Annotated in this window: 17 protein-coding genes; 6 read left to right on the top strand and 11 right to left on the bottom strand. The window is 67.4% G+C overall.

Going from position 1 to position 17,906, the window contains the following annotated elements:
* The first annotated feature begins 110 nt into the window (after positions 1-110).
* Positions 111-1,451: an acetyl-CoA C-acetyltransferase gene (locus tag A5758_RS12865; RefSeq protein ID WP_067740424.1), complete on the top strand. Its 1,341-nt coding sequence runs from the start codon at positions 111-113 to the stop codon at positions 1,449-1,451.
* Between the two features lie 284 nt (positions 1,452-1,735).
* Here the strand turns inward: A5758_RS12865 and A5758_RS12870 are convergent, their stop codons facing one another.
* Positions 1,736-3,571 carry an acyl-CoA dehydrogenase gene (locus tag A5758_RS12870; RefSeq protein ID WP_067740426.1) on the bottom strand — a complete coding sequence of 612 codons (1,836 nt, stop codon included), beginning with the start codon at positions 3,569-3,571 and terminating at the stop codon, positions 1,736-1,738.
* Between the two features lie 201 nt (positions 3,572-3,772).
* Between A5758_RS12870 and A5758_RS12875 the strand changes: the two genes are divergently transcribed.
* The gene (locus tag A5758_RS12875; protein ID WP_156622614.1) at positions 3,773-4,798 is read left to right on the top strand and encodes an isopenicillin N synthase family oxygenase; all 1,026 of its coding nucleotides are present in this window, start codon (positions 3,773-3,775) and stop codon (positions 4,796-4,798) included.
* A gap of 6 nt (positions 4,799-4,804) precedes the next feature.
* Positions 4,805-5,293, top strand: coding sequence for a flavin reductase family protein (locus tag A5758_RS12880; protein WP_067200543.1), 489 nt, complete (start codon positions 4,805-4,807; stop codon positions 5,291-5,293).
* A 6-nt stretch (positions 5,294-5,299) separates the two neighbouring features.
* Here the strand turns inward: A5758_RS12880 and A5758_RS26055 are convergent, their stop codons facing one another.
* From A5758_RS26055 to A5758_RS12900, 5 genes are all read right to left on the bottom strand, one after another.
* Positions 5,300-5,455 (bottom strand): hypothetical protein, encoded by a 156-nt coding sequence (locus A5758_RS26055; RefSeq protein WP_197503930.1) that lies wholly within the window; start codon positions 5,453-5,455, stop codon positions 5,300-5,302.
* A gap of 72 nt (positions 5,456-5,527) precedes the next feature.
* Complete coding sequence (locus tag A5758_RS12885; protein ID WP_067200546.1) at positions 5,528-6,274, bottom strand: succinate dehydrogenase/fumarate reductase iron-sulfur subunit; 747 nt, start codon at positions 6,272-6,274, stop codon at positions 5,528-5,530.
* Positions 6,274-8,190, bottom strand: a complete 1,917-nt coding sequence (locus tag A5758_RS12890; protein ID WP_067740428.1) for a fumarate reductase/succinate dehydrogenase flavoprotein subunit — start codon at positions 8,188-8,190, stop codon at positions 6,274-6,276. Before A5758_RS12890 ends, A5758_RS12885 begins: the two co-directional genes overlap by 1 nt.
* A gap of 45 nt (positions 8,191-8,235) precedes the next feature.
* A complete protein-coding gene (locus tag A5758_RS12895) occupies positions 8,236-9,063 on the bottom strand; it encodes a hypothetical protein (RefSeq protein WP_067740430.1) in 828 nt (275 codons plus the stop codon).
* Positions 9,064-9,141: 78 nt separating this feature from the next.
* Positions 9,142-9,438 (bottom strand): hypothetical protein, encoded by a 297-nt coding sequence (locus A5758_RS12900; RefSeq protein ID WP_067740432.1) that lies wholly within the window; start codon positions 9,436-9,438, stop codon positions 9,142-9,144.
* Between the two features lie 114 nt (positions 9,439-9,552).
* Here A5758_RS12900 and A5758_RS12905 point away from each other — a divergent pair, with 114 nt between their 5' ends.
* Positions 9,553-10,311 (top strand): isocitrate lyase/phosphoenolpyruvate mutase family protein, encoded by a 759-nt coding sequence (locus A5758_RS12905; RefSeq protein ID WP_067740434.1) that lies wholly within the window; start codon positions 9,553-9,555, stop codon positions 10,309-10,311.
* Between the two features lie 73 nt (positions 10,312-10,384).
* Here the strand turns inward: A5758_RS12905 and A5758_RS12910 are convergent, their stop codons facing one another.
* Positions 10,385-10,825: an Hsp20/alpha crystallin family protein gene (locus A5758_RS12910; protein ID WP_067740437.1), complete on the bottom strand. Its 441-nt coding sequence runs from the start codon at positions 10,823-10,825 to the stop codon at positions 10,385-10,387.
* Between the two features lie 227 nt (positions 10,826-11,052).
* On the opposite strand from A5758_RS12910, the gene nirB reads away from it, so the two are divergent.
* Together nirB and nirD are read left to right on the top strand one after the other, a co-directional pair.
* Positions 11,053-13,632 carry a nitrite reductase large subunit NirB gene (nirB, locus tag A5758_RS12915; protein WP_082939670.1) on the top strand — a complete coding sequence of 860 codons (2,580 nt, stop codon included), beginning with the start codon at positions 11,053-11,055 and terminating at the stop codon, positions 13,630-13,632.
* Positions 13,629-13,985, top strand: coding sequence for a nitrite reductase small subunit NirD (nirD, locus tag A5758_RS12920; RefSeq protein ID WP_067200568.1), 357 nt, complete (start codon positions 13,629-13,631; stop codon positions 13,983-13,985). The genes nirB and nirD overlap by 4 nt, the downstream gene beginning before the upstream one ends.
* On the opposite strand, the gene A5758_RS12925 is transcribed toward nirD, so the two are convergent.
* The 4 genes from A5758_RS12925 to A5758_RS12940 all read right to left on the bottom strand — a co-directional run bounded on the left by A5758_RS12925 (position 13,982) and on the right by A5758_RS12940 (position 17,898).
* Positions 13,982-14,434, bottom strand: coding sequence for a hypothetical protein (locus tag A5758_RS12925; protein WP_066947324.1), 453 nt, complete (start codon positions 14,432-14,434; stop codon positions 13,982-13,984). The genes nirD and A5758_RS12925 overlap by 4 nt on opposite strands.
* Before the next feature lie 73 nt (positions 14,435-14,507).
* Entirely contained in the window at positions 14,508-15,281 is a 774-nt protein-coding gene (locus A5758_RS12930) for a sirohydrochlorin chelatase (RefSeq protein ID WP_067740440.1), read from the bottom strand.
* Positions 15,272-16,423 (bottom strand): uroporphyrinogen-III synthase, encoded by a 1,152-nt coding sequence (locus A5758_RS12935; RefSeq protein ID WP_067207635.1) that lies wholly within the window; start codon positions 16,421-16,423, stop codon positions 15,272-15,274. Before A5758_RS12935 ends, A5758_RS12930 begins: the two co-directional genes overlap by 10 nt.
* Positions 16,424-16,500: 77 nt before the next feature.
* A complete protein-coding gene (locus tag A5758_RS12940) occupies positions 16,501-17,898 on the bottom strand; it encodes an MFS transporter (protein ID WP_067740442.1) in 1,398 nt (465 codons plus the stop codon).
* Positions 17,899-17,906: the final 8 nt, after the last annotated feature.

The raw sequence follows: 17,906 nt of genomic DNA on the forward strand, positions 1-17,906 counted from the left end.
CTACTGCCCACCGTATCGAGGACGAACTTACTTCAGAGTAAGAACAGTGGGTAGTATGGCCCCAGACGGGCATCCCAAAACCGATAGACGGCAGATACACGGAGAAGACAGTGGCCCCTGCAAGTTCCGAGGCAAACAACCAGCGCAGTTCGCAACGGCGACGCGTCGCCGTGCTGGGCGGCAACCGCATCCCGTTCGCCCGGTCCGACGGCGCCTATGCCGAGGCTTCCAACCAGGACATGTTCACCGCCGCGCTGGGTGGGCTGGTGGACCGCTTCGGGCTGGCCGGCGAACGGCTGGGCGCGGTGGTCGGCGGCGCCGTGCTCAAGCACAGCCGTGACTTCAACCTGACCCGCGAATGCGTGCTGGGCTCCGCGCTGTCGTCGTACACGCCGGCGTTCGACCTGCAACAGGCGTGCGGCACCGGCCTGCAGGCGGCCATCGCCGCGGCCGACGGCATCGCGGCCGGGCGCTACGACGTGGCCGCCGCCGGCGGCGTGGACACCACTTCGGACCCGCCGATCGCACTGGGCGACAACCTGCGCCGCACCCTGCTCAAGTTGCGCCGGTCCAAGTCCAACGTGCAGCGGCTGAGGCTGGTGGGCACGCTGCCCGCGACCCTGGGCATCCAGATCCCGGTCAACAGCGAGCCGCGCACCGGGCTGTCCATGGGCGAGCACCAGGCGATCACCGCCAAGGAGATGGGCATCAAGCGGGTCGACCAGGACGAGCTGGCCGCCGCGAGCCACCGCAACATGGCCGCCGCCTACGATCGGGGCTTCTTCGACGACCTGGTCACCCCGTTCCTCGGGCTCTACCGCGACGACAACCTGCGGCCGGACTCGTCGGCGGAGAAGCTGGCGAAGCTCAAGCCGGTGTTCGGTGTGAAGTCCGGCGACGCGACGATGACGGCCGGCAACTCGACCCCGCTGACCGACGGCGCCTCGGTCGCGCTGCTGGCCAGCGAGGAGTGGGCGGCCGCCCATTCGCTGGCGCCGCTGGCCTTCCTGGTGGACGCGGAGACCGCCGCCGTGGACTACGTCAACGGCCGTGATGGCCTGCTGATGGCGCCCACCTATGCGGTACCGCGGCTGCTGGCCCGGAACGGCCTGAGCCTGCAGGACTTCGACTTCTACGAGATCCACGAGGCCTTCGCCTCGGTGGTGCTTGCGCACCTGCAGGCGTGGGAGTCGGAGGACTACTGCAAGGAGCGGCTGGGCCTGGACGCCGCGCTCGGGTCGATCGACCGCTCCAAGCTCAACGTCAACGGCTCCTCATTGGCCGCGGGCCACCCCTTCGCCGCGACCGGTGGGCGGATCCTCGCCCAGGCGGCCAAGCAGCTCGCCCAGAAGAGGGCGGAGCAAAAGGGTGGCGCGGGCAAGCCGCTGCGGGCCCTGGTCTCCATCTGCGCCGCGGGTGGTCAGGGCGTGGCCGCGATCCTGGAGGCCTGAGCCGTCCCCGGGGTCCTCTGGTTCATGAAATCGGTCACAGCGGGTTAGTAATTACGGCGGAGGGGTATCCGTGTGCCCGGATGACCCCGTGTTGTGGTCTGACCCCCCGACCCCGACGGCAATACGGGGCATCCCTGAAACGACCGCCGGTCAGCGCGGACGGGCGTACGAAAAGGGCCGCCGTTGGAGTGAGGGGATCCAGCGGCGGCCTTTTTGTGCCGTCTGTGGCCGTGAAAAGCAAGAACCCCGCTTCCATCTGGAAGCGGGGTTCTTGCTTTTGCCTGTCAGAAGGCGGCTTCGTCGAGCTCCATGATGTCGTTGTCCAGCGTCTCGATCACCTCGCGGGTGCTGGCCAACAGCGGCAGGAAGTTCTTCGCGAAGAACGAGGCCACCGCGACCTTGCCCTCGTAGAAGGACCGCTCGTCGCCGCTGGCGCCGGCGTCCAGCGCCTGCACGGCCACCGCGGCGTGGCGCTGCAGCAACCAGCCGATGACCAGGTCGCCGACGCTCATCAGGAAGCGCACCGATCCCAGGCCCACCTTGTAGAGGCTGGTCACGTCCTCCTGCGCCGCCATCAGGTAGCCGGTCAGCGTGGCCGCCATCGACTGGACGTCGGCCAGGGCCTTCGCCAGCAGCTCGCGCTCCGACTTCAGCCGGCCGTTGCCGGACTCGCTGTCCACGAACTTCTGGATCTCGCCCGACACGTGAGCCAGCGCCACACCCTTGTCGCGGATGATCTTCCGGAAGAAGAAGTCCTGCGCCTGGATGGCCGTGGTGCCCTCGTAGAGGGAGTCGATCTTGGCGTCCCGGATGTACTGCTCGATCGGGTAGTCCTGCAGGAAGCCGGACCCACCGAAGGTCTGCAAGCTCTCGGTGAGCTTGGCGTAGGCCTGCTCGGATCCGACACCCTTGACCACCGGCAACATCAGGTCGTTGACCTTGACGGCCAGCTCGGCGTCCACGCCGTGCACCGCCTCGGCAACCGCCGCGTCTTGGTAGGTCGCGGTGTAGAGGTACAGCGCACGCAGACCCTCGGCGTAGGCCTTCTGGGTCATCAGCGACCGGCGCACGTCGGGGTGGTGCGTGATGGTCACCCGCGGGGCGGTCTTGTCGGTCATCTGCGTCATGTCGGCGCCCTGCACGCGGGACTTGGCGTACTCCAGCGCGTTCAGGTAGCCGGTCGACAGGGTCGCGATGGCCTTGGTGCCGACCATCATGCGGGCCTGCTCGATGACCTCGAACATCTGCGCGATGCCGTTGTGCACCTCGCCGACCAGCCAGCCCTTGGCGGGCACGTCGTGCTGGCCGAAGGACAGCTCACAGGTGGCCGAAACCTTCAGGCCCATCTTGTGCTCAACGTTGGTCACAAAGACGCCGTTGCGCTCGCCCAGCTCGCCCGTCTCGAAGTCGAACAGGAACTTGGGCACGAAGAACAGCGACAGGCCCTTGGTGCCCGGACCCGCGCCCTCGGGGCGGGCCAGCACCAGGTGGAAGATGTTCTCGAACAGGTCGTCGGAGTCGGCCGAGGTGATGAATCGCTTCACACCCTCGATGTGCCAGGAGCCGTCGCCCTGCTTGATCGCCTTGGTCCGTCCGGCGCCGACGTCCGAACCGGCGTCCGGCTCGGTGAGCACCATGGTGGAGCCCCAGCCGCGCTCGGCGCAGATCACGGCCCACTTCTTCTGCTCCTCGGTGCCGAGGTGGTAGAGGATGTTGGCGAAGCCTGCGCCGCCGCCGTACATCCACACGGCGGGGTTTGCTCCCAGCAGGTGCTCGTGCAGCGCCCACACCAGGGCACGGGGCATCGGCATGCCGCCGAGGACCTCGTCGATGCCGACCTTGTCCCAACCGGCCTCGGTGACCGCGCGGACCGACTTCTTGAACGACTCCGGCAGTGTCACCGAGTGGGTCTTCGGGTCGAAGACCGGCGGATTGCGGTCACCCTCGACGAACGACTCGGCGATCGGCCCCTCGGCCAGCCGGCTGATCTCTGACAACATTTCGCGCGCGGTGTCGACGTCCAGATCGCTGTAGTCGCCGGCGCCCAAAGCCTTCTCAACGCCCAAAACCTCGAACAGGTTGAACACCTGGTCACGGACGTTGCTCTTGTAGTGGCTCACTACGGTTCCTCCTCGTTGAGAATGCCACTTGTGGTTGGGTACTACTTCTAAGTTACCCACCAGTAACACCGCTAAAATATCGCTCCGAGTCAGTTCAACGCAAGTCAATGTGAGCTAGATTTCATCGTCTAATTAACCAACCGGTTGGGGAGCCGATAGGGCGCCTCTGACCTGCGGCGATAACGAAACGGATCTCAAACTGTGAGATGCATCACCACCCTGCCCGTAGTGGATCTGCGCACGTCGGCGGCCCAATTGCAGCGGGGTTTGCGCGAAGCCGCGCACGAGGTGGGCTTCTTCTACCTGACCGGCCACGGCGTGCCCGACGAGCTCGCCGGCAGGCTGCTGGAGGTGGCGCGCCGGCTGTTCGAGTTGCCGCAGGCCGAGAAGGACGCGGTCGCCATGGTGCACAGTCCGCATTTCCGCGGCTATACCCGGATGGGCGGCGAGCTGACCCGCGGCCAGGTGGACTGGCGGGAGCAGATCGACATCGGGCCGGAACGCGCGCCGATCGGGGCGCCCGGCAAGCCCGACTACCTGTGGCTGCAGGGCCCCAACCAGTGGCCGGCCGCGCTGCCCGAACTGCCCGGGATCGTCGACCAATGGGACGCCGCGCTCTCCGCGGTAGCCCGTACCCTGCTCCGGCACTGGGCGGTATCGCTGGGCAGCCCACCGGGGATCTTCGACCCCGCCTTCGTCGAGACGCCCGCCACGCTGATCAAGATCGTGCGCTACCCGCGGAGCGCGGCCTCGCCGCAGGGCGTCGGCCCGCACAAAGACTCCGGCGTGCTCACGCTGCTGTTGGCCGAGCCGGGGAGCCGGGGCCTGCAGGTGCGCCGGCCCGGTACTGAGGAATGGATCGACGTGCCGCCCGCCGACGGCGCCTTCGTCGTCAACATCGGCGAGCTGCTGGAGGTGGCGACGGGCGGTTACCTGCGCGCCACCGAGCACCGGGTGAACCTGGAGGAGCAGCCCGCGGACCGGATCTCGGTGCCGTACTTCTTCAACCCCCGGCTGGACGCCCGGATCCCGGTGTTGACGCTGCCCGCCGAACTGCGGGCGCGCGCCGGCCGGGTGACCGACCCTGCGGATCCGATCTTCTCGGTCTACGGCCGCAACGCCTGGAAGAGCAGGTTGCGCGCACACCCCGATGTGGCTTCGGCGCACGGACATTCGGCAGGTAGGGTCGGGAACGAGAATCCCGTTCTCGGCTCAAGGGGCGAATGAATTCCGGTGAACTCGAACAAGAACCTGACACCATCCACACTTCGTGAGGCCTTCGGCCACTTCCCCTCGGGGGTGGTCGCCATCGCCGCCGAAGTCCAGGGAACCCGGCAGGGCCTGGCCGCCAGCACCTTTGTCCCCGTCTCCCTGGATCCGCCGCTCGTGTCGTTCTGCGTGCAGAACACCTCGACGACGTGGCCCAAGCTCAAAGACCTGCCGATGCTGGGCATCAGCGTCCTCGGCGAGGCCCACGACGAGGCCGCCCGCACCTTGGCCGCCAAGACCGGGGACAGGTTCGCCGGTCTGGAGACGGAGTCCAGGGAGAGCGGCGCGGTGTTCATCAAGGGCACCGGTCTCTGGCTGGAAAGCGCGATCGAACAGCTCATCCCGGCCGGGGATCACACGATCGTGGTGCTGCGGGTCAACGAAGTGACGGTGGACGCCGCCGTCGCACCGATCGTGTTTCACCGCAGCGCGTTCCGGCGCCTCGGCGTCTGAACGCGGCTACGGGCGCCGGCCGAGTTCCGCCCGGAAGCCCGCTATCCTCTGCTCGATCTCGGCGGCGTCGTCGGGGCGGCCTTCCTTGCGCGCAAGATCGGCTCGGGCGGACAACTTCCGGATGGCGGTCCGGATTTCGTTGATGCTGGTGGTTTCTCGCATGTCTCCCACGCTGCCTTTCGGAGTTTGGGTGCTATGCGGGTACCCGGCGCGCCGGGCGGGCTAACGCCCGGGTCAGCGCCGGAACAACTTGTTGCCCAGCCACACCACCGGGTCGTACTTGCGGTCGGCGACGCGCTCTTTCATCGGGATCAGCGCGTTGTCGGTGATCTTGATGTTTTCCGGGCAGACCTCGGTGCAGCACTTGGTGATGTTGCAGTAGCCCAGCCCGTGCTGCTCCTGGGCCTGGTTGCGCCGGTCCAGCGTGTCCAGCGGATGCATCTCGAGCTCAGCGATCCGCATCAGGAAGCGCGGTCCGGCGAACGCCTTCTTGTTCTCCTCGTGGTCGCGGACCACGTGACACACGTTCTGGCACAGGAAGCACTCGATGCATTTGCGGAACTCCTGCGAGCGCTGCACGTCGGCCTGCGCCATCCGGTACTCGCCCGGCTGCAGATCCTTCGGCGGCGCGAAGGCGGGGATCTCGCGCGCCTTCTCGTAGTTGAAGGAAACGTCGGTGACCAGGTCCCGGATCACCGGGAACGTCCGCAGCGGAGTCACGGTCACCACCTCGTCCTCGGCGAAGGTTGACATCCGGGTCATGCACAGCAACCGCGGCACCCCGTTGATCTCCGCCGAGCAGGAGCCGCACTTGCCCGCCTTGCAGTTCCACCGCACGGCCAGGTCGGGTGTCTGGGTCTGTTGCAGGCGATGGATGATGTCGAGCACCACCTCGCCCTCGTTGACCTCAACCGTGAAGTCCTGCAGCGCGCCGCTGGCATCGTCACCGCGCCACACACGCATGGTCGCGTTGTAGGTCATTAGCCTCTCCGTCCTGGATGCTCGGCCAGCTCGTCGTCGGTGTAGTACTTCTCCAGCTCGGAGATCTCGAAGAGCTCCAGCAGATCGGACCGCATCGGCACCTGGTCCTTGTGGGTGATGCTGATGTCGGGGATCACCTCGTCGCCACCGGCGGCCTCGCAGACCAGCAGCACCTTGCGCCACCCCGAGTCCATCGCCGGGTGGTCGTCGCGGGTGTGGCCGCCGCGACTCTCGGTGCGCTCCAGCGCGGCCTTGGCGACGCACTCGCTGACCAGCAGCATGTTGCGCAGGTCGATGGCCAGGTTCCAGCCCGGGTTGTACTGGCGGCCGCCCTCCACGTGCATGTTCTTGAACCGCTCGCGTAGCTTGTCGAGCCGCGCGAGGGCCTCGGAGACCTCGTCCGCCTTGCGGATGATGCCCACCAGGTCGTTCATCGACTGCTGCAGCTCGAGTTGCAGCGTGTAGGGGTTCTCCGCCGGGGCGCCGTTGGTCGGTCCCTCGAAGGGGGACAGTGCCCGCTTCGACGCGGTCTCGACGGCCTCCGCCGAGATCGTCGGACGGCTGCTCAGCGCCCGCACGTAGTCGGCCGCGCCCAGGCCGGCCCGCCGGCCGAAGACCAGCAGATCCGACAGCGAGTTGCCGCCGAGCCGGTTGGAGCCGTGCATGCCACCCGAGCACTCGCCCGCGGCGAACAGGCCCGGAACCGTGGCCGCGCCGGTGTCGGCGTCCACCTCGACACCGCCCATCACGTAGTGACAGGTGGGCCCGACTTCCATTGGCTCTTTGGTGATGTCGACGCCGGCCAGCTCCTTGAACTGGTGGTACATCGACGGCAGCCGCCGCTTGATCTCCTCGGGCGTCAACCGGGACGCGATGTCGAGGAACACGCCGCCGTGTGGGCTGCCCCGGCCGGCCTTGACCTCGGAGTTGATCGCGCGCGCGACCTCATCGCGGGGCAGCAGGTCGGGGGTGCGGCGGGCCGAGTCGTTGTCCTTGAGCCACTGGTCGGCCTCTTGTTCGGTCTCGGCGTACTGGCCTTTGAACACCGGCGGGATGTAGTCGAACATGAACCGCTTGTTGTCGGAGTTCTTCAGCACACCGCCGTCACCGCGGACACCCTCGGTGACGAGAATCCCCTTCACGCTGGGCGGCCACACCATGCCGGTCGGGTGGAACTGGACGAACTCCATGTTGATCAGCGACGCGCCCGCCCGCAGGGCCAGCGCGTGCCCGTCGCCGGTGTACTCCCAGGAGTTCGAGGTGACCTTGAACGACTTACCGATTCCGCCGGTGGCAAGCACCACCGCGGGCGCCTCGAACAGGACGAACTGACCCGTCTCGCGCCAGTAGCCGAAGGCCCCGGCGATCGCGTCGCCGTCCTTCAGTAGCTCGGTGATGGTGCACTCGGCGAACACCTTGATGCGCGCGTCGTAGTCGCCGAGTTCGGCGTAATCCTCCTGCTGCAGCGAAACGATCTTCTGCTGCATCGTGCGGATCAGTTCCAGACCGGTGCGGTCGCCGACGTGCGCCAGCCGCGGGTAGGTGTGCCCGCCGAAGTTGCGCTGGCTGATCTTGCCGTCCTTGAGGCGATCGAACAGCGCGCCATAGGTTTCCAGCTCCCAGACGCGGTCCGGTGCCTCCTTGGCGTGCAGTTCGGCCATCCGCCAGTTGTTGAGGAACTTCCCACCCCGCATCGTGTCGCCGAAGTGGGTCTTCCAGTTGTCTTTCGGGTTGGTGTTGCCCATCGACGCCGCGCAGCCGCCCTCGGCCATGACCGTGTGGGCCTTGCCGAACAGGGACTTACACACCACCGCGACCTTGAGGCCGCGTTCCCGCGCCTCGATGACCGCTCGCAGTCCCGCGCCGCCGGCGCCGATGACGACTACGTCGTAGGCATGCCGCTCGACCTCAACCATGAAAACCCTCGCTAGCTAAGTTCTGATTATTCTTCAAATGGCGTTTCAGCCAACAAATCTCAGGTCACCGATAGTGCCGCTGGCTACCAGCGCGATGTAGAAGTCGGTGAGCATCAGGGTGCCCAGGGTGATCCAGGCGTACATCTTGTGCCGGGTGTTGATGTTGCTGACCTGGGTCCAGATCCAGTACCGCACAGGGTGCTTGGAGAAGTGCTTGAGCCGCCCGCCGGTCACGTGCCGGCACGAATGGCAGGACAGCGTGTAGATCCACAACATGACGACGTTGCCGACCATGATCAGGTTGCCCAGTCCGAAGCCGAAGCCGCCCGGACCGGAGTCGGAGTGGAACGCGATGATCGCGTCGTAGGTGTTGATCACCGAGATGATGCCGGCGATGTAGAAGAAGTACCGGTGGCTGTTCTGGATGATGAGCGGGAACCTGGTCTCGCCGGTGTAGTGCACGCGGGGCTCGGCCACCGCGCAGGCGCTGGGCGACTGCCACACCGTGCGGTAGTAGGCGCCGCGGTAGTAATAACAGGTCAACCGGAACAGCAGCAGGAACGGGAGCGTCAGCGCCGCGTACGGCAGCCACCAGACGTCGGGCAGGATCTGCGGCCAGAAGTCGCCGGCGGCCCCGCAGGCCTTGCTCACGCACGGGGAGTAGAACGGCGTCAGGTAGTGATACTGCGGGACGAAGAAGTAATCGCGTTGGAACGCCCGCAGAGTCGCGTAGATGACGAAAGCGGCAAAGCCCAAGTCGATCCGCAGCGGCGACATCCACCACCGGTCGGTACGTAGGGTCCGTTGCGGGATGCGGGCGCGCGTGGGTGAAAAGACACCTGACGCAGGACGGTTCGCCGTGGGTGCGCTCATCTAGTGTTCCTCTTCGAACGGGCTGTTGGTCGAAGGGTACACAGAGAGCACCCCCTCATTTCCGGGGGGCTTGGGTTGTCAGGACCTGCTGTGACCCCCGACACCCTCGTCGTCGACATCGCGCCAGAATTCGCTGTCGTACTGGGTGTCGGGAATGACGATCTTCTCGCTTGACTGCTGCACGGTGGCGCGCGAAAGGTCCAACTCGGACACGTCGGTGTCGAGCAGTTCGACGTCGGACAGGATCCGGTCGGCGTCGATGACGATGCGCCGCATCGCCGGGCTGTCACCGTAGCGACTCCTCAGGGAGCCCACGCACCGCCGCAGGCCGCCGATGAGGTCGTGCAGTTCGGCGAGTTCAGTAGTGGTGCTCAACGGATCTCCTTGCGCGGGCGGTGTTACGGATCACAGTACGCCCCCGATACTATCCACGGCACAGCCTGACGTCAGGCGACTCATTTCCTTCCCGGACACGGAGCAAACACGCCCATGCCAGGTCAGACCGCCGCCGACCGCGCCACCGCGCTGCTCGACCTGCACCGACCGGGTGACCCGGTGGTGCTGCCGACCGTGTGGGACGCCTGGTCGGCCCGGCTCGCCACCCACGCCGGGTTCGCCGCGCTCACCGTGGGCAGCCATCCGCTGGCGGATTCAGTCGGCAAACCCGACGGGGAGGGCATGTCGTTCGACGACGTGCTGGCCCGGGTCGCCCAGATCACGGCCGCGGTCGACATCCCGGTCTCGGTGGACGTCGAATCCGGTTACGGGTTGGGTGCGAAGCGCCTGATCGAGGGCCTGCTGAGCGTCGGGGCCGTCGGGCTGAACATCGAAGACACCGTGCACTCCGAGGGCAAGCGGCTGAGGTCCGCCGGTGAGCACGCCGAATTGGTGGGCGCGCTGCGGGCGGCCGCCGATGCGGCCGGGGTGCACGTCGTGATCAACGCCCGCACCGATCTGTTCCTGCGCAAGGACGGGGACGATGCGGACCGCGTCGAGCGGGCGGTGGCGCGGCTGACCGAGGCTGCGGACGCGGGCGCCGACGTGCTGTACCCGGTGGGTCGGCACGACCCGGAGACGTTGCGCCGCTTGGCCGCAGAGCTGCCGTTGCCGGTCAACGCGATCGCGCTGCCCGATCAGGACGACCCGGCGTCCTTCGGACCGCTGGGTGTCGCACGCATCAGCTTCGGCCCCTTCTTCCAGGCCGCGCTGGCGACCCGGGCCAGGGAACTGCTGGCGCGCTGGGGCTGATCTAGGACGGAAACGGGTGCGCGACAGAGCGATCCGGCGGGGCCGGTGACCCCGCCGGATCGTTGCTCACCTCTTACTTGGTGATCTCGATGCGCCGCGCCTGGCTGCCTGCATAGGCGCCGGTTACCCGCACGGTCAGCACGCCGGCGTCGTACGAGGCCGTGATGGCGTCGCCGGTGACGTGGGCCGGCAGCTGGAACGACCTGCGGAAGGATCCGTAGCGCACCTCGCGCAGGGTGCGCCCCTCTTTCTCTTCCGCGTGCTCGTCGCGGCGTTCGCCGTGGATCACGAGTCGGCCGCGGTCGACCTCTACGTTGACGTCCTTCTCGACTTCAACGCCGGGAAGCTCGATGCGTACGATCGCGTCGTCGCCGTCCTTGACGATCTCGGCGGCGGGGTTGAAACCGCTGGTCACCGGCTTGTACCAGTCTGACGCGGCGGCGGGGCCGAAGAAGTCACGCAACCACCGGTCGGTGTCCCAGGCCGGTCGCGACCACAGTGCGAGGTTACTCATGGGGATCTCCTTAAACTTCCTTGAGCTTTGTTGTGGATTTGCTGTGTCCGGCGCCCTTCCGGCCGGCTACAAGGAAAAACATGAGTCGACCACGCTTAAGTTCCACCTAGGCGTTCGCCTTGGGCGAACGAATATTCACAGGGCTCCCTGTGAGTTGTGAGATCCTCGTCATAGGACCGTCACATTGGGCGAAATCGCGGTAATTTCCGGCCGTTAATCTCAAAGCCATGGCTGCAGACGGGATTTCGCGCGCTCAGTGTGCGGGCGGTCACATCGTCGTAGTCGGGCACGGCATGGTGGGGCACCGGCTCGTCGAGGCGCTCCGGGCGCGTGACGCCGAGGGGCTTTGGCGCATCACGGTTTTGGCGGAGGAGGCCGACGCGGCTTACGACCGCGTTGGCCTCACCTCGTACACCGAGACCTGGGATCGCAAGCTGCTGGCACTGCCGGGCAACGACTACGCGGGTGACGAACAGGTTCGATTGGTGCTGAACGCTCGCGTCACCGAGATCGACCGGGAAGCGAAGTCGGTGGTCACGGCCGACGGGCAACGGCACGGCTACGACACGCTGGTGCTGGCCACCGGGTCCTACGCGTTCGTTCCGCCGGTGCCCGGCCACGACCTGGCGGCGTGCCACGTGTATCGCACGCTCGATGACCTCGACGCCATCCGGGCAGACGCCCAGCGCACGGTGGAAGCCGGTCGCACCCCGGCGGGCGTGGTGATCGGCGGCGGCCTGTTGGGTCTGGAAGCCGCCAATGCGTTGCGCCAGTTCGGGTTACAGACGCACGTCGTCGAGATGATGCCGCGCCTGATGGCCCAGCAGATCGACGAGGGCGGCGGCGCCCTGCTGGCCAAGATGGTCGGCGACCTGGGCATCGCGGTGCACGTGGGTACGGGTACTGAGTCGATCGAAGCGATCGATCATTCGGACGGTGTGTCGTCGGTGCGGGTGCGCCTGACCGATGGCGAGGTCATCGACGCCGGGCTCGTCATCTTCGCGGCCGGCGTCCGGCCGCGCGACGAGCTGGCCAGGGCCGCGGGTCTCGAACTCGCCGAACGCGGCGGCGTGCTCACCGACTTGGCATGCCGCACAAGCGATCCGGACATCTATGCGGTCGGCGAGGTCGCCGCGATCCAGGGCCGGTGCTACGGCCTGGTCGGACCGGGATACACCTCCGCCGAGGTGGTGGCCGACCGCCTGCTGAACGGGGCCGCGGAGTTCGGCGAAGCGGACCTGTCGACCAAGCTCAAGCTGCTCGGTGTCGACGTGGCCAGCTTCGGTGATGCGATGGGCGTGACCGAGAACTGCCTCGAAGTCGCCATCAACGACGCGGTCAAGAAGACCTACGCCAAGCTGGTGCTGTCCGACGACGCGAAGACCCTGCTTGGCGGAGTCCTGGTGGGCGATGCCTCGTCGTACGGGGTGCTGCGGCCCATGGTCGGCAGCGAGCTGCCGGGCGACCCGCTCGCGCTGATCGCGCCGGCTTCCGGCGAGGCTCCGGCGCTGGGAGTCGGCGCGCTGCCGGATTCCGCACAGATCTGCTCGTGCAACAACGTCACCAAGGGCGATTTGAAGTGCGCCATCGCCGACGGCTGCGCCGACGTGCCCTCCCTCAAGTCGTGCACCGCGGCCGGTACGTCGTGCGGCTCGTGCGTGCCCCTGCTCAAGCAGCTGCTGGAAGCCGAGGGCGTCGAACAGTCCAAGGCGCTGTGCGAGCACTTCAGCCAGTCGCGGGCGGAGCTCTTCGAGATCATCTCGGCCACAGAGATCCGGACCTTCTCCGGGCTGCTGCAGCGCTTCGGCCGCGGAAAGGGTTGCGACATCTGCAAACCCGTGGTCGCATCCATCCTGGCCTCCACCGGCTCGGACCACATCCTCGAAGGCGAACAAGCCTCGCTGCAGGATTCCAACGACCACTTCCTGGCCAACATCCAGAAGAACGGCAGCTACTCGGTGGTGCCGCGGGTGCCGGGCGGTGACATCAAGCCCGAGCACCTGATCCTGATCGGGCAGATCGCGCAGGACTTCGGCCTCTACACCAAGATCACCGGCGGCCAGCGGATCGACATGTTCGGCGCCCGGGTGGACCAGTTGCCGGAGATCTGGCGACGGCTGGTCGACGGCGGCATGGAATCCGGCCACGCCTACGGTAAGGCGCTGCGCACCGTGAAGAGCTGCGTCGGCACCGACTGGTGCCGGTACGGCCAGCAGGATTCGGTGCAGCTGGCGATCGACCTGGAGCTGCGGTACCGGGGCCTGCGGGCGCCACACAAGATCAAGATGGGTGTCTCGGGTTGCGCGCGGGAGTGCGCCGAAGCGCGCTCCAAGGACGTCGGCGTCATCGCCACCGAAAAGGGCTGGAATCTCTACGTCGGCGGCAACGGCGGTATGACGCCCAAGCACGCCCAGCTGTTGGCCAGCGACCTGGACACCGAGACGCTGGTCCGCTACGTCGACCGGTTCGTCATGTACTACATCCGGACCGCCGACCGGCTGCAGCGCACCGCCCCCTGGGTGGATTCGCTCGAGGGCGGGCTCGATCACGTGCGCGAGGTCGTCTGCGAGGACTCGCTGGGCCTGGCCGACGAATTCGAGGCCGCAATGGAGCGGCACGTGGAGAACTACAAGTGTGAATGGAAGGGCGTGCTCGACGACCCGGACAAGATGTCGCGGTTCGTCTCGTTCGTCAACGCCCCGGACGCCGTCGACTCGACGGTGGAGTTCACCGAGCACGCCGGGCGCAAGATCCCGGTGTCCATTGGCATGCCGAAGATCCGTACGGGAGCTGGAGAGGAATCATGACACTTCTCAACGACATTCAGGTGTGGACGACGGCCTGCGAGTACGACCGGCTCATCCCGGGTCGCGGAGTCGGCGTGCTGCTCGACGACGGTTCCCAGGCGGCGCTGTTCCGGCTGGACGACGGCTCGGTGTACGCGGTGGGTAACGTCGACCCGTTCTCCGGCGCGGCCGTGCTCTCGCGCGGGATCGTGGGCGACCGCGGGGGCCGGGTGGCGGTTCAGTCGCCGATCCTCAAGCAGGCGTTCTCGCTGGAAGACGGTGAATGCCTGGACGATCCGAACTTCTCGGTGCCGGTGTACCCGGCGCGTGTCACCGCTGACGGCTTCGTCCAGGTCGGTCGGATCGCCGCCTAGCGGGTGATATCGCCGACGAGATAGCGCTGCATCGTCGGGCCGATGGCGTCGACGATCGCGTCGACCGACATCGAATGCAGCGGCTCGGACCGAATGCCGTAGCGCATGATGCCCAGGCCGACCAGTTGCGAGGCGCACAGCGAGGCCCGGGTGGCGGCCTTGTCGGCCCCCAGGACCTTCAGCAGTGGGCCGAAAACCGGGCCGATGAACATGCTTTGAACGGTTTCGGCGGTCTTGGCCATCCCGGTGGAAGCTATCGCGCTGGCGGCGAAGGGGCCACCGCCGGCGGCGTCCCACGTGGTGATCAGCATGCGTAGCGTCTGACGGCCGACTTGGTTGACCCCACCGGTGACGATCCGGTCGATGAATTCCGGTGTGCCGAACGGCAACCGCAGCATCTTGGCGACCGGGTCCAGAAGCCCGCGCGACGGTTCTTCGTGACGGGGCATGCTGCCAGGATCGTCCGTATCGGAGTAAAGAGCAAGCGTCGGAGCCGTCGGCGCGCCTAACCGGCCAGTGCTGTCAAGCCACCGAATTCGGCCGCACGATCCGGTCGTGGACCAGCCGCTGCGCGGTCGGTCGCCGCGAAGCGTGCCGGGTGGTGGGGGCGAGGACAGGCGGCATGGCCCGGCGGAAACGATTGGCGATCAGGCGGGCCAGGCCGGGATGGGTGCCCAGCGGCCGACTGACCAGGTCGGCGCCGCAACCGTGCAGCCGTTCCTGGAACAGGCCGTCGGCCAGCAGGTAGGAGGCGACCACGACCCGCGCGTTGGGCGCATGGCGCCTGGCCTCGTCCACCGCTTCCGGCAGTTGCGGATCTCCGGTGGCCGCGAAGCCCAGGCTGACGCGCGACCCGGTCAGCGCCGACACCAGCGTCGCGGTGGTGTGCAGGTCGGCGCGGGCTCTGGCATCCGATGTTCCCGCCGCCGCGAGAATCACGGAATCGCCAGGGCGCCAACCACATTTCACCAACTGGTCGCCGACGATCCGGGCGACCTGGCCACTCGGGCCCAGCGCCGGCGTGACGATCGCGTTCGGGTGGCCGCTCAGCTCGACGTGGGCCGGCAGGTCGGCACGGACGTGATACCCGCGCGACAAGAACGCCGGCAACACGATGGCGGGCCGGCCGGTGGCCCTCGCCCGCGACAGCACCTCGCTGGGGGTGGGGCCCAGCACGTCGACGAACGCGACCTCCACCGGCCGGCCCGTCAACGAACTGGCTTGCGCGGCAAGCTCTTCGACCATCGCCACACCCTCCGGCCTGCGAGTGCCGTGCGCGACCATGATCAGCGCCATGGGGAGCCCGCCCGCTGCTCGGTCGCGAGCCGGTACCCACGCTTGACCACCGTCGCGATGATGTTCTTGTCGCCCAAAGCTGTTCGCAACCGCAGCACGGCCGTGTCGACGGCGTGCGGGTCATTGCTGTTGCCGGGCAGCGCGCGTAGCAGGTCTCCGCGGGCGACGACGTCGCCGGGGCGTTTCGCCAGCGCGCGCAGTATCCCCATGCCGGACGGCGACAGCACTTTGATCGAGCCGTCCACCAGCACGCAGGTGCCGCGGATATCGACCGTGTGGCCGGCGGCGGTCACCGTGCACGAACCTAGCAGCGGTAGCTCTTCGGCGACGTGACGGGCCAAGGCGCCCAACCGCATTCGTTCCGGGGATGAGGTCGGGACGCCCTTGCGGATCAACGGCTTGGAGGTCACCGGGCCGACGCACATCGCGTGCACGTCGCTGCGCAGGGCGCCCAGCACCTGGTCTTCGACGTCCAGCTCGCGGCTGCGCTCCAGCACCGCCGCGGCCGCGGGCGCCGACGTAAAGGTGACCGCGTCGAACTGACGTCCCGCGATCCCGGTCACCAGCTGATCGAACGTGCCGCCCAACGGCGTTGGCTTCCACCGGTACACCCGGACGGGCACCACCTCGGCGCCCCCCAGGCGCAACCCCCCGAGGAATTCCGGGAAGGGATCCCACGCGTCGGCGGCGCCATGCAACTGGACCGCCACCCGCAGTCCGGCCACTCCCGAGTTGAGCAGGTATTCCAGCACCTCCTGCGAGGACTCGGAGTCCGGCGACCACTCCTCGTGCAGACCGGCGGCGCGCAGCGCGCCGGTCGCCTTGGGCCCGCGCGAGACGATCCGGGCCGACGACAGGGCGGTGATGAGCGGGTTGACCAGCCCCCATCCCTCGGCCGCGGCCAGCCAGCCGCGGAACCCGATGCCGGTATGCGCGACCAGGATGTCGGGTGGCTCGGCGATCAACGCCTCGGTGTTACGGTGCAGTTCGTCGTCGTCGGGCAGCGCGATCATGTTGATCGCGGGTGCGCTGCACACCTCGGCGCCCTGTCGGCTGAGCAGCGCGCACAGCTCCTCCGAGCGCCGGGCGGAGGTCACCGCGATGCGGTAACCCGTCAGCGGCGGGGAGTCGGGCCGGGCCATATCACCTGTGTATGCCTGTCAGATTTCGGTTGCGTTACCTGGCAATTGCTTACGCATTGCCCACAGTGAGGCCACCCTCACACGCGGGCCAGCGCGCCTGCCGTCTCACCGTTCGCCGCCTCGGCGGGCAGCGCCGGCCGCCGCACGTACACCATCCACGTGATGATCGCTGCCACGACGTAGGAGGCGAGGAACGCCACGTATGCCGACGTCTCCGTCCCGGTGACCAGGTAGGACTGGCGCAGCGCGAGGTTGATGCCCACGCCGCCGAGTGCGCCGACCGCGGAACAGACGCCGATCAGCGATCCGGACTTGGCGCGCGCCCAGTGGCGCCGTTCGTCCTCGTCCGTCTTCAGGGCGCGGCTGCGCGCCTCATAGACCGAGGGGATCAGCTTGAACACCGAACCGTTGCCCATCCCGGACAGAATGAACAGCACCAGGAAGCCGACGACGTAGCCGATCATGCTGGTCGAGTGCGCCCCGGCATTGTGATCGTCGAAAGTGCTTATGACGACAAGCAATCCGGCGCCCAGGGTCATCCCGGCGAGCACGCCGAGGGTCACGCGGCTGCCGCCCTTGCGGTCGGCCAGCCGGCCACCGTAGATACGCGCCAGCGAGCCGAGCAGCGGTCCGATGAAGGCCACCTGCGCGGCGTGCAGCGCCGCGTGCTTGGCGCTTTCGCCGTTGGCCAGGAAGTTGACCTGCATCACCTGACCGAAGGCGAACGAGAACCCGATCCAGGAGCCGAACGTGCAGATGTAGAGCAGGGAGATCACGTAGGTGTCGCGCTCGACCAGGATCGAGCGCATCGTGTTCAGCTGCGTGCCGTGGCCGACGTTGTCCATGAACAGCACGGCCGCGATGCCCACGATCGCCAGCACCACCAGGTACACCGCGCACACCCAGTACGGCGCCTCGTGTCCGGCCGTGGCGAGCACCAGCAACCCGACCAGCTGGATCACCGCCACCCCGAGGTTGCCGACGCCGGCGTTGACGGCCAGCGCCGAGCCCTTGAGCCGCTGCGGGTAAAAGGCGTTCACGTTGGCCAGCGAAGCCGCGTAGTTGCCACCGCCCAGCCCGGTCAGCGCGGCGCACACCACGAAGGGCCACAGCGGCAATCCGGGGTTGGCGAGCAACACGATGGTGCCGGCCGTCGGGATCAGCAGCACGAACGCCGAGAAGGCGGTCCAGTTGCGACCACCGAAGGTCGCGATGCCCAGGGTGTAGGGAATCCGGGCCAGCCCGCCGACCAGAGTGGCGACGGCGCCCAGCAGCAGCTTGTCGCCGGCGGAGAAGCCGTAGATGTGCGAAGGCATGAACAGCGCCATGACGGGCCACAGCGTCCAGATCGAGAAGGCGACGTGGTCGCCCGCGATGGTGCACAACAGATTGCGGCGCGCGATCTTCTTGTTGCCGGCCTCCCAGGCCGCCGTGTCTTCTGGATTCCAGTCCGCGATGTGGTGATTGCGGGCCATCCGGTTGT

It is taken from the genome of Mycobacterium sp. 852014-50255_SCH5639931 (genome assembly GCF_001665605.1).
Lineage (GTDB): Bacteria > Actinomycetota > Actinomycetes > Mycobacteriales > Mycobacteriaceae > Mycobacterium > Mycobacterium paraffinicum.

Bases quoted from the DNA above. Each gene is read 5' to 3' on its own strand.
- A5758_RS12885 (WP_067200546.1), bottom strand. From the start codon at position 6,274: ATGACCTACAACGCGACCATGCGTGTGTGGCGCGGTGACGATGCCAGC.
- A5758_RS12905 (WP_067740434.1), top strand. From the start codon at position 9,553: ATGCCAGGTCAGACCGCCGCCGACCGCGCCACCGCGCTGCTCGACCTG.
- A5758_RS12925 (WP_066947324.1), bottom strand. From the start codon at position 14,434: ATGCCCCGTCACGAAGAACCGTCGCGCGGGCTTCTGGACCCGGTCGCC.
- A5758_RS12910 (WP_067740437.1), bottom strand. From the start codon at position 10,825: ATGAGTAACCTCGCACTGTGGTCGCGACCGGCCTGGGACACCGACCGG.
- nirD (WP_067200568.1), top strand. From the start codon at position 13,629: ATGACACTTCTCAACGACATTCAGGTGTGGACGACGGCCTGCGAGTAC.
- A5758_RS26055 (WP_197503930.1), bottom strand. From the start codon at position 5,455: ATGCGAGAAACCACCAGCATCAACGAAATCCGGACCGCCATCCGGAAG.
- A5758_RS12930 (WP_067740440.1), bottom strand. From the start codon at position 15,281: ATGGCGCTGATCATGGTCGCGCACGGCACTCGCAGGCCGGAGGGTGTG.
- A5758_RS12940 (WP_067740442.1), bottom strand. From the start codon at position 17,898: ATGGCCCGCAATCACCACATCGCGGACTGGAATCCAGAAGACACGGCG.
- A5758_RS12890 (WP_067740428.1), bottom strand. From the start codon at position 8,190: ATGGTTGAGGTCGAGCGGCATGCCTACGACGTAGTCGTCATCGGCGCC.
- nirB (WP_082939670.1), top strand. From the start codon at position 11,053: ATGGCTGCAGACGGGATTTCGCGCGCTCAGTGTGCGGGCGGTCACATC.
- A5758_RS12895 (WP_067740430.1), bottom strand. From the start codon at position 9,063: ATGAGCGCACCCACGGCGAACCGTCCTGCGTCAGGTGTCTTTTCACCC.
- A5758_RS12935 (WP_067207635.1), bottom strand. From the start codon at position 16,423: ATGGCCCGGCCCGACTCCCCGCCGCTGACGGGTTACCGCATCGCGGTG.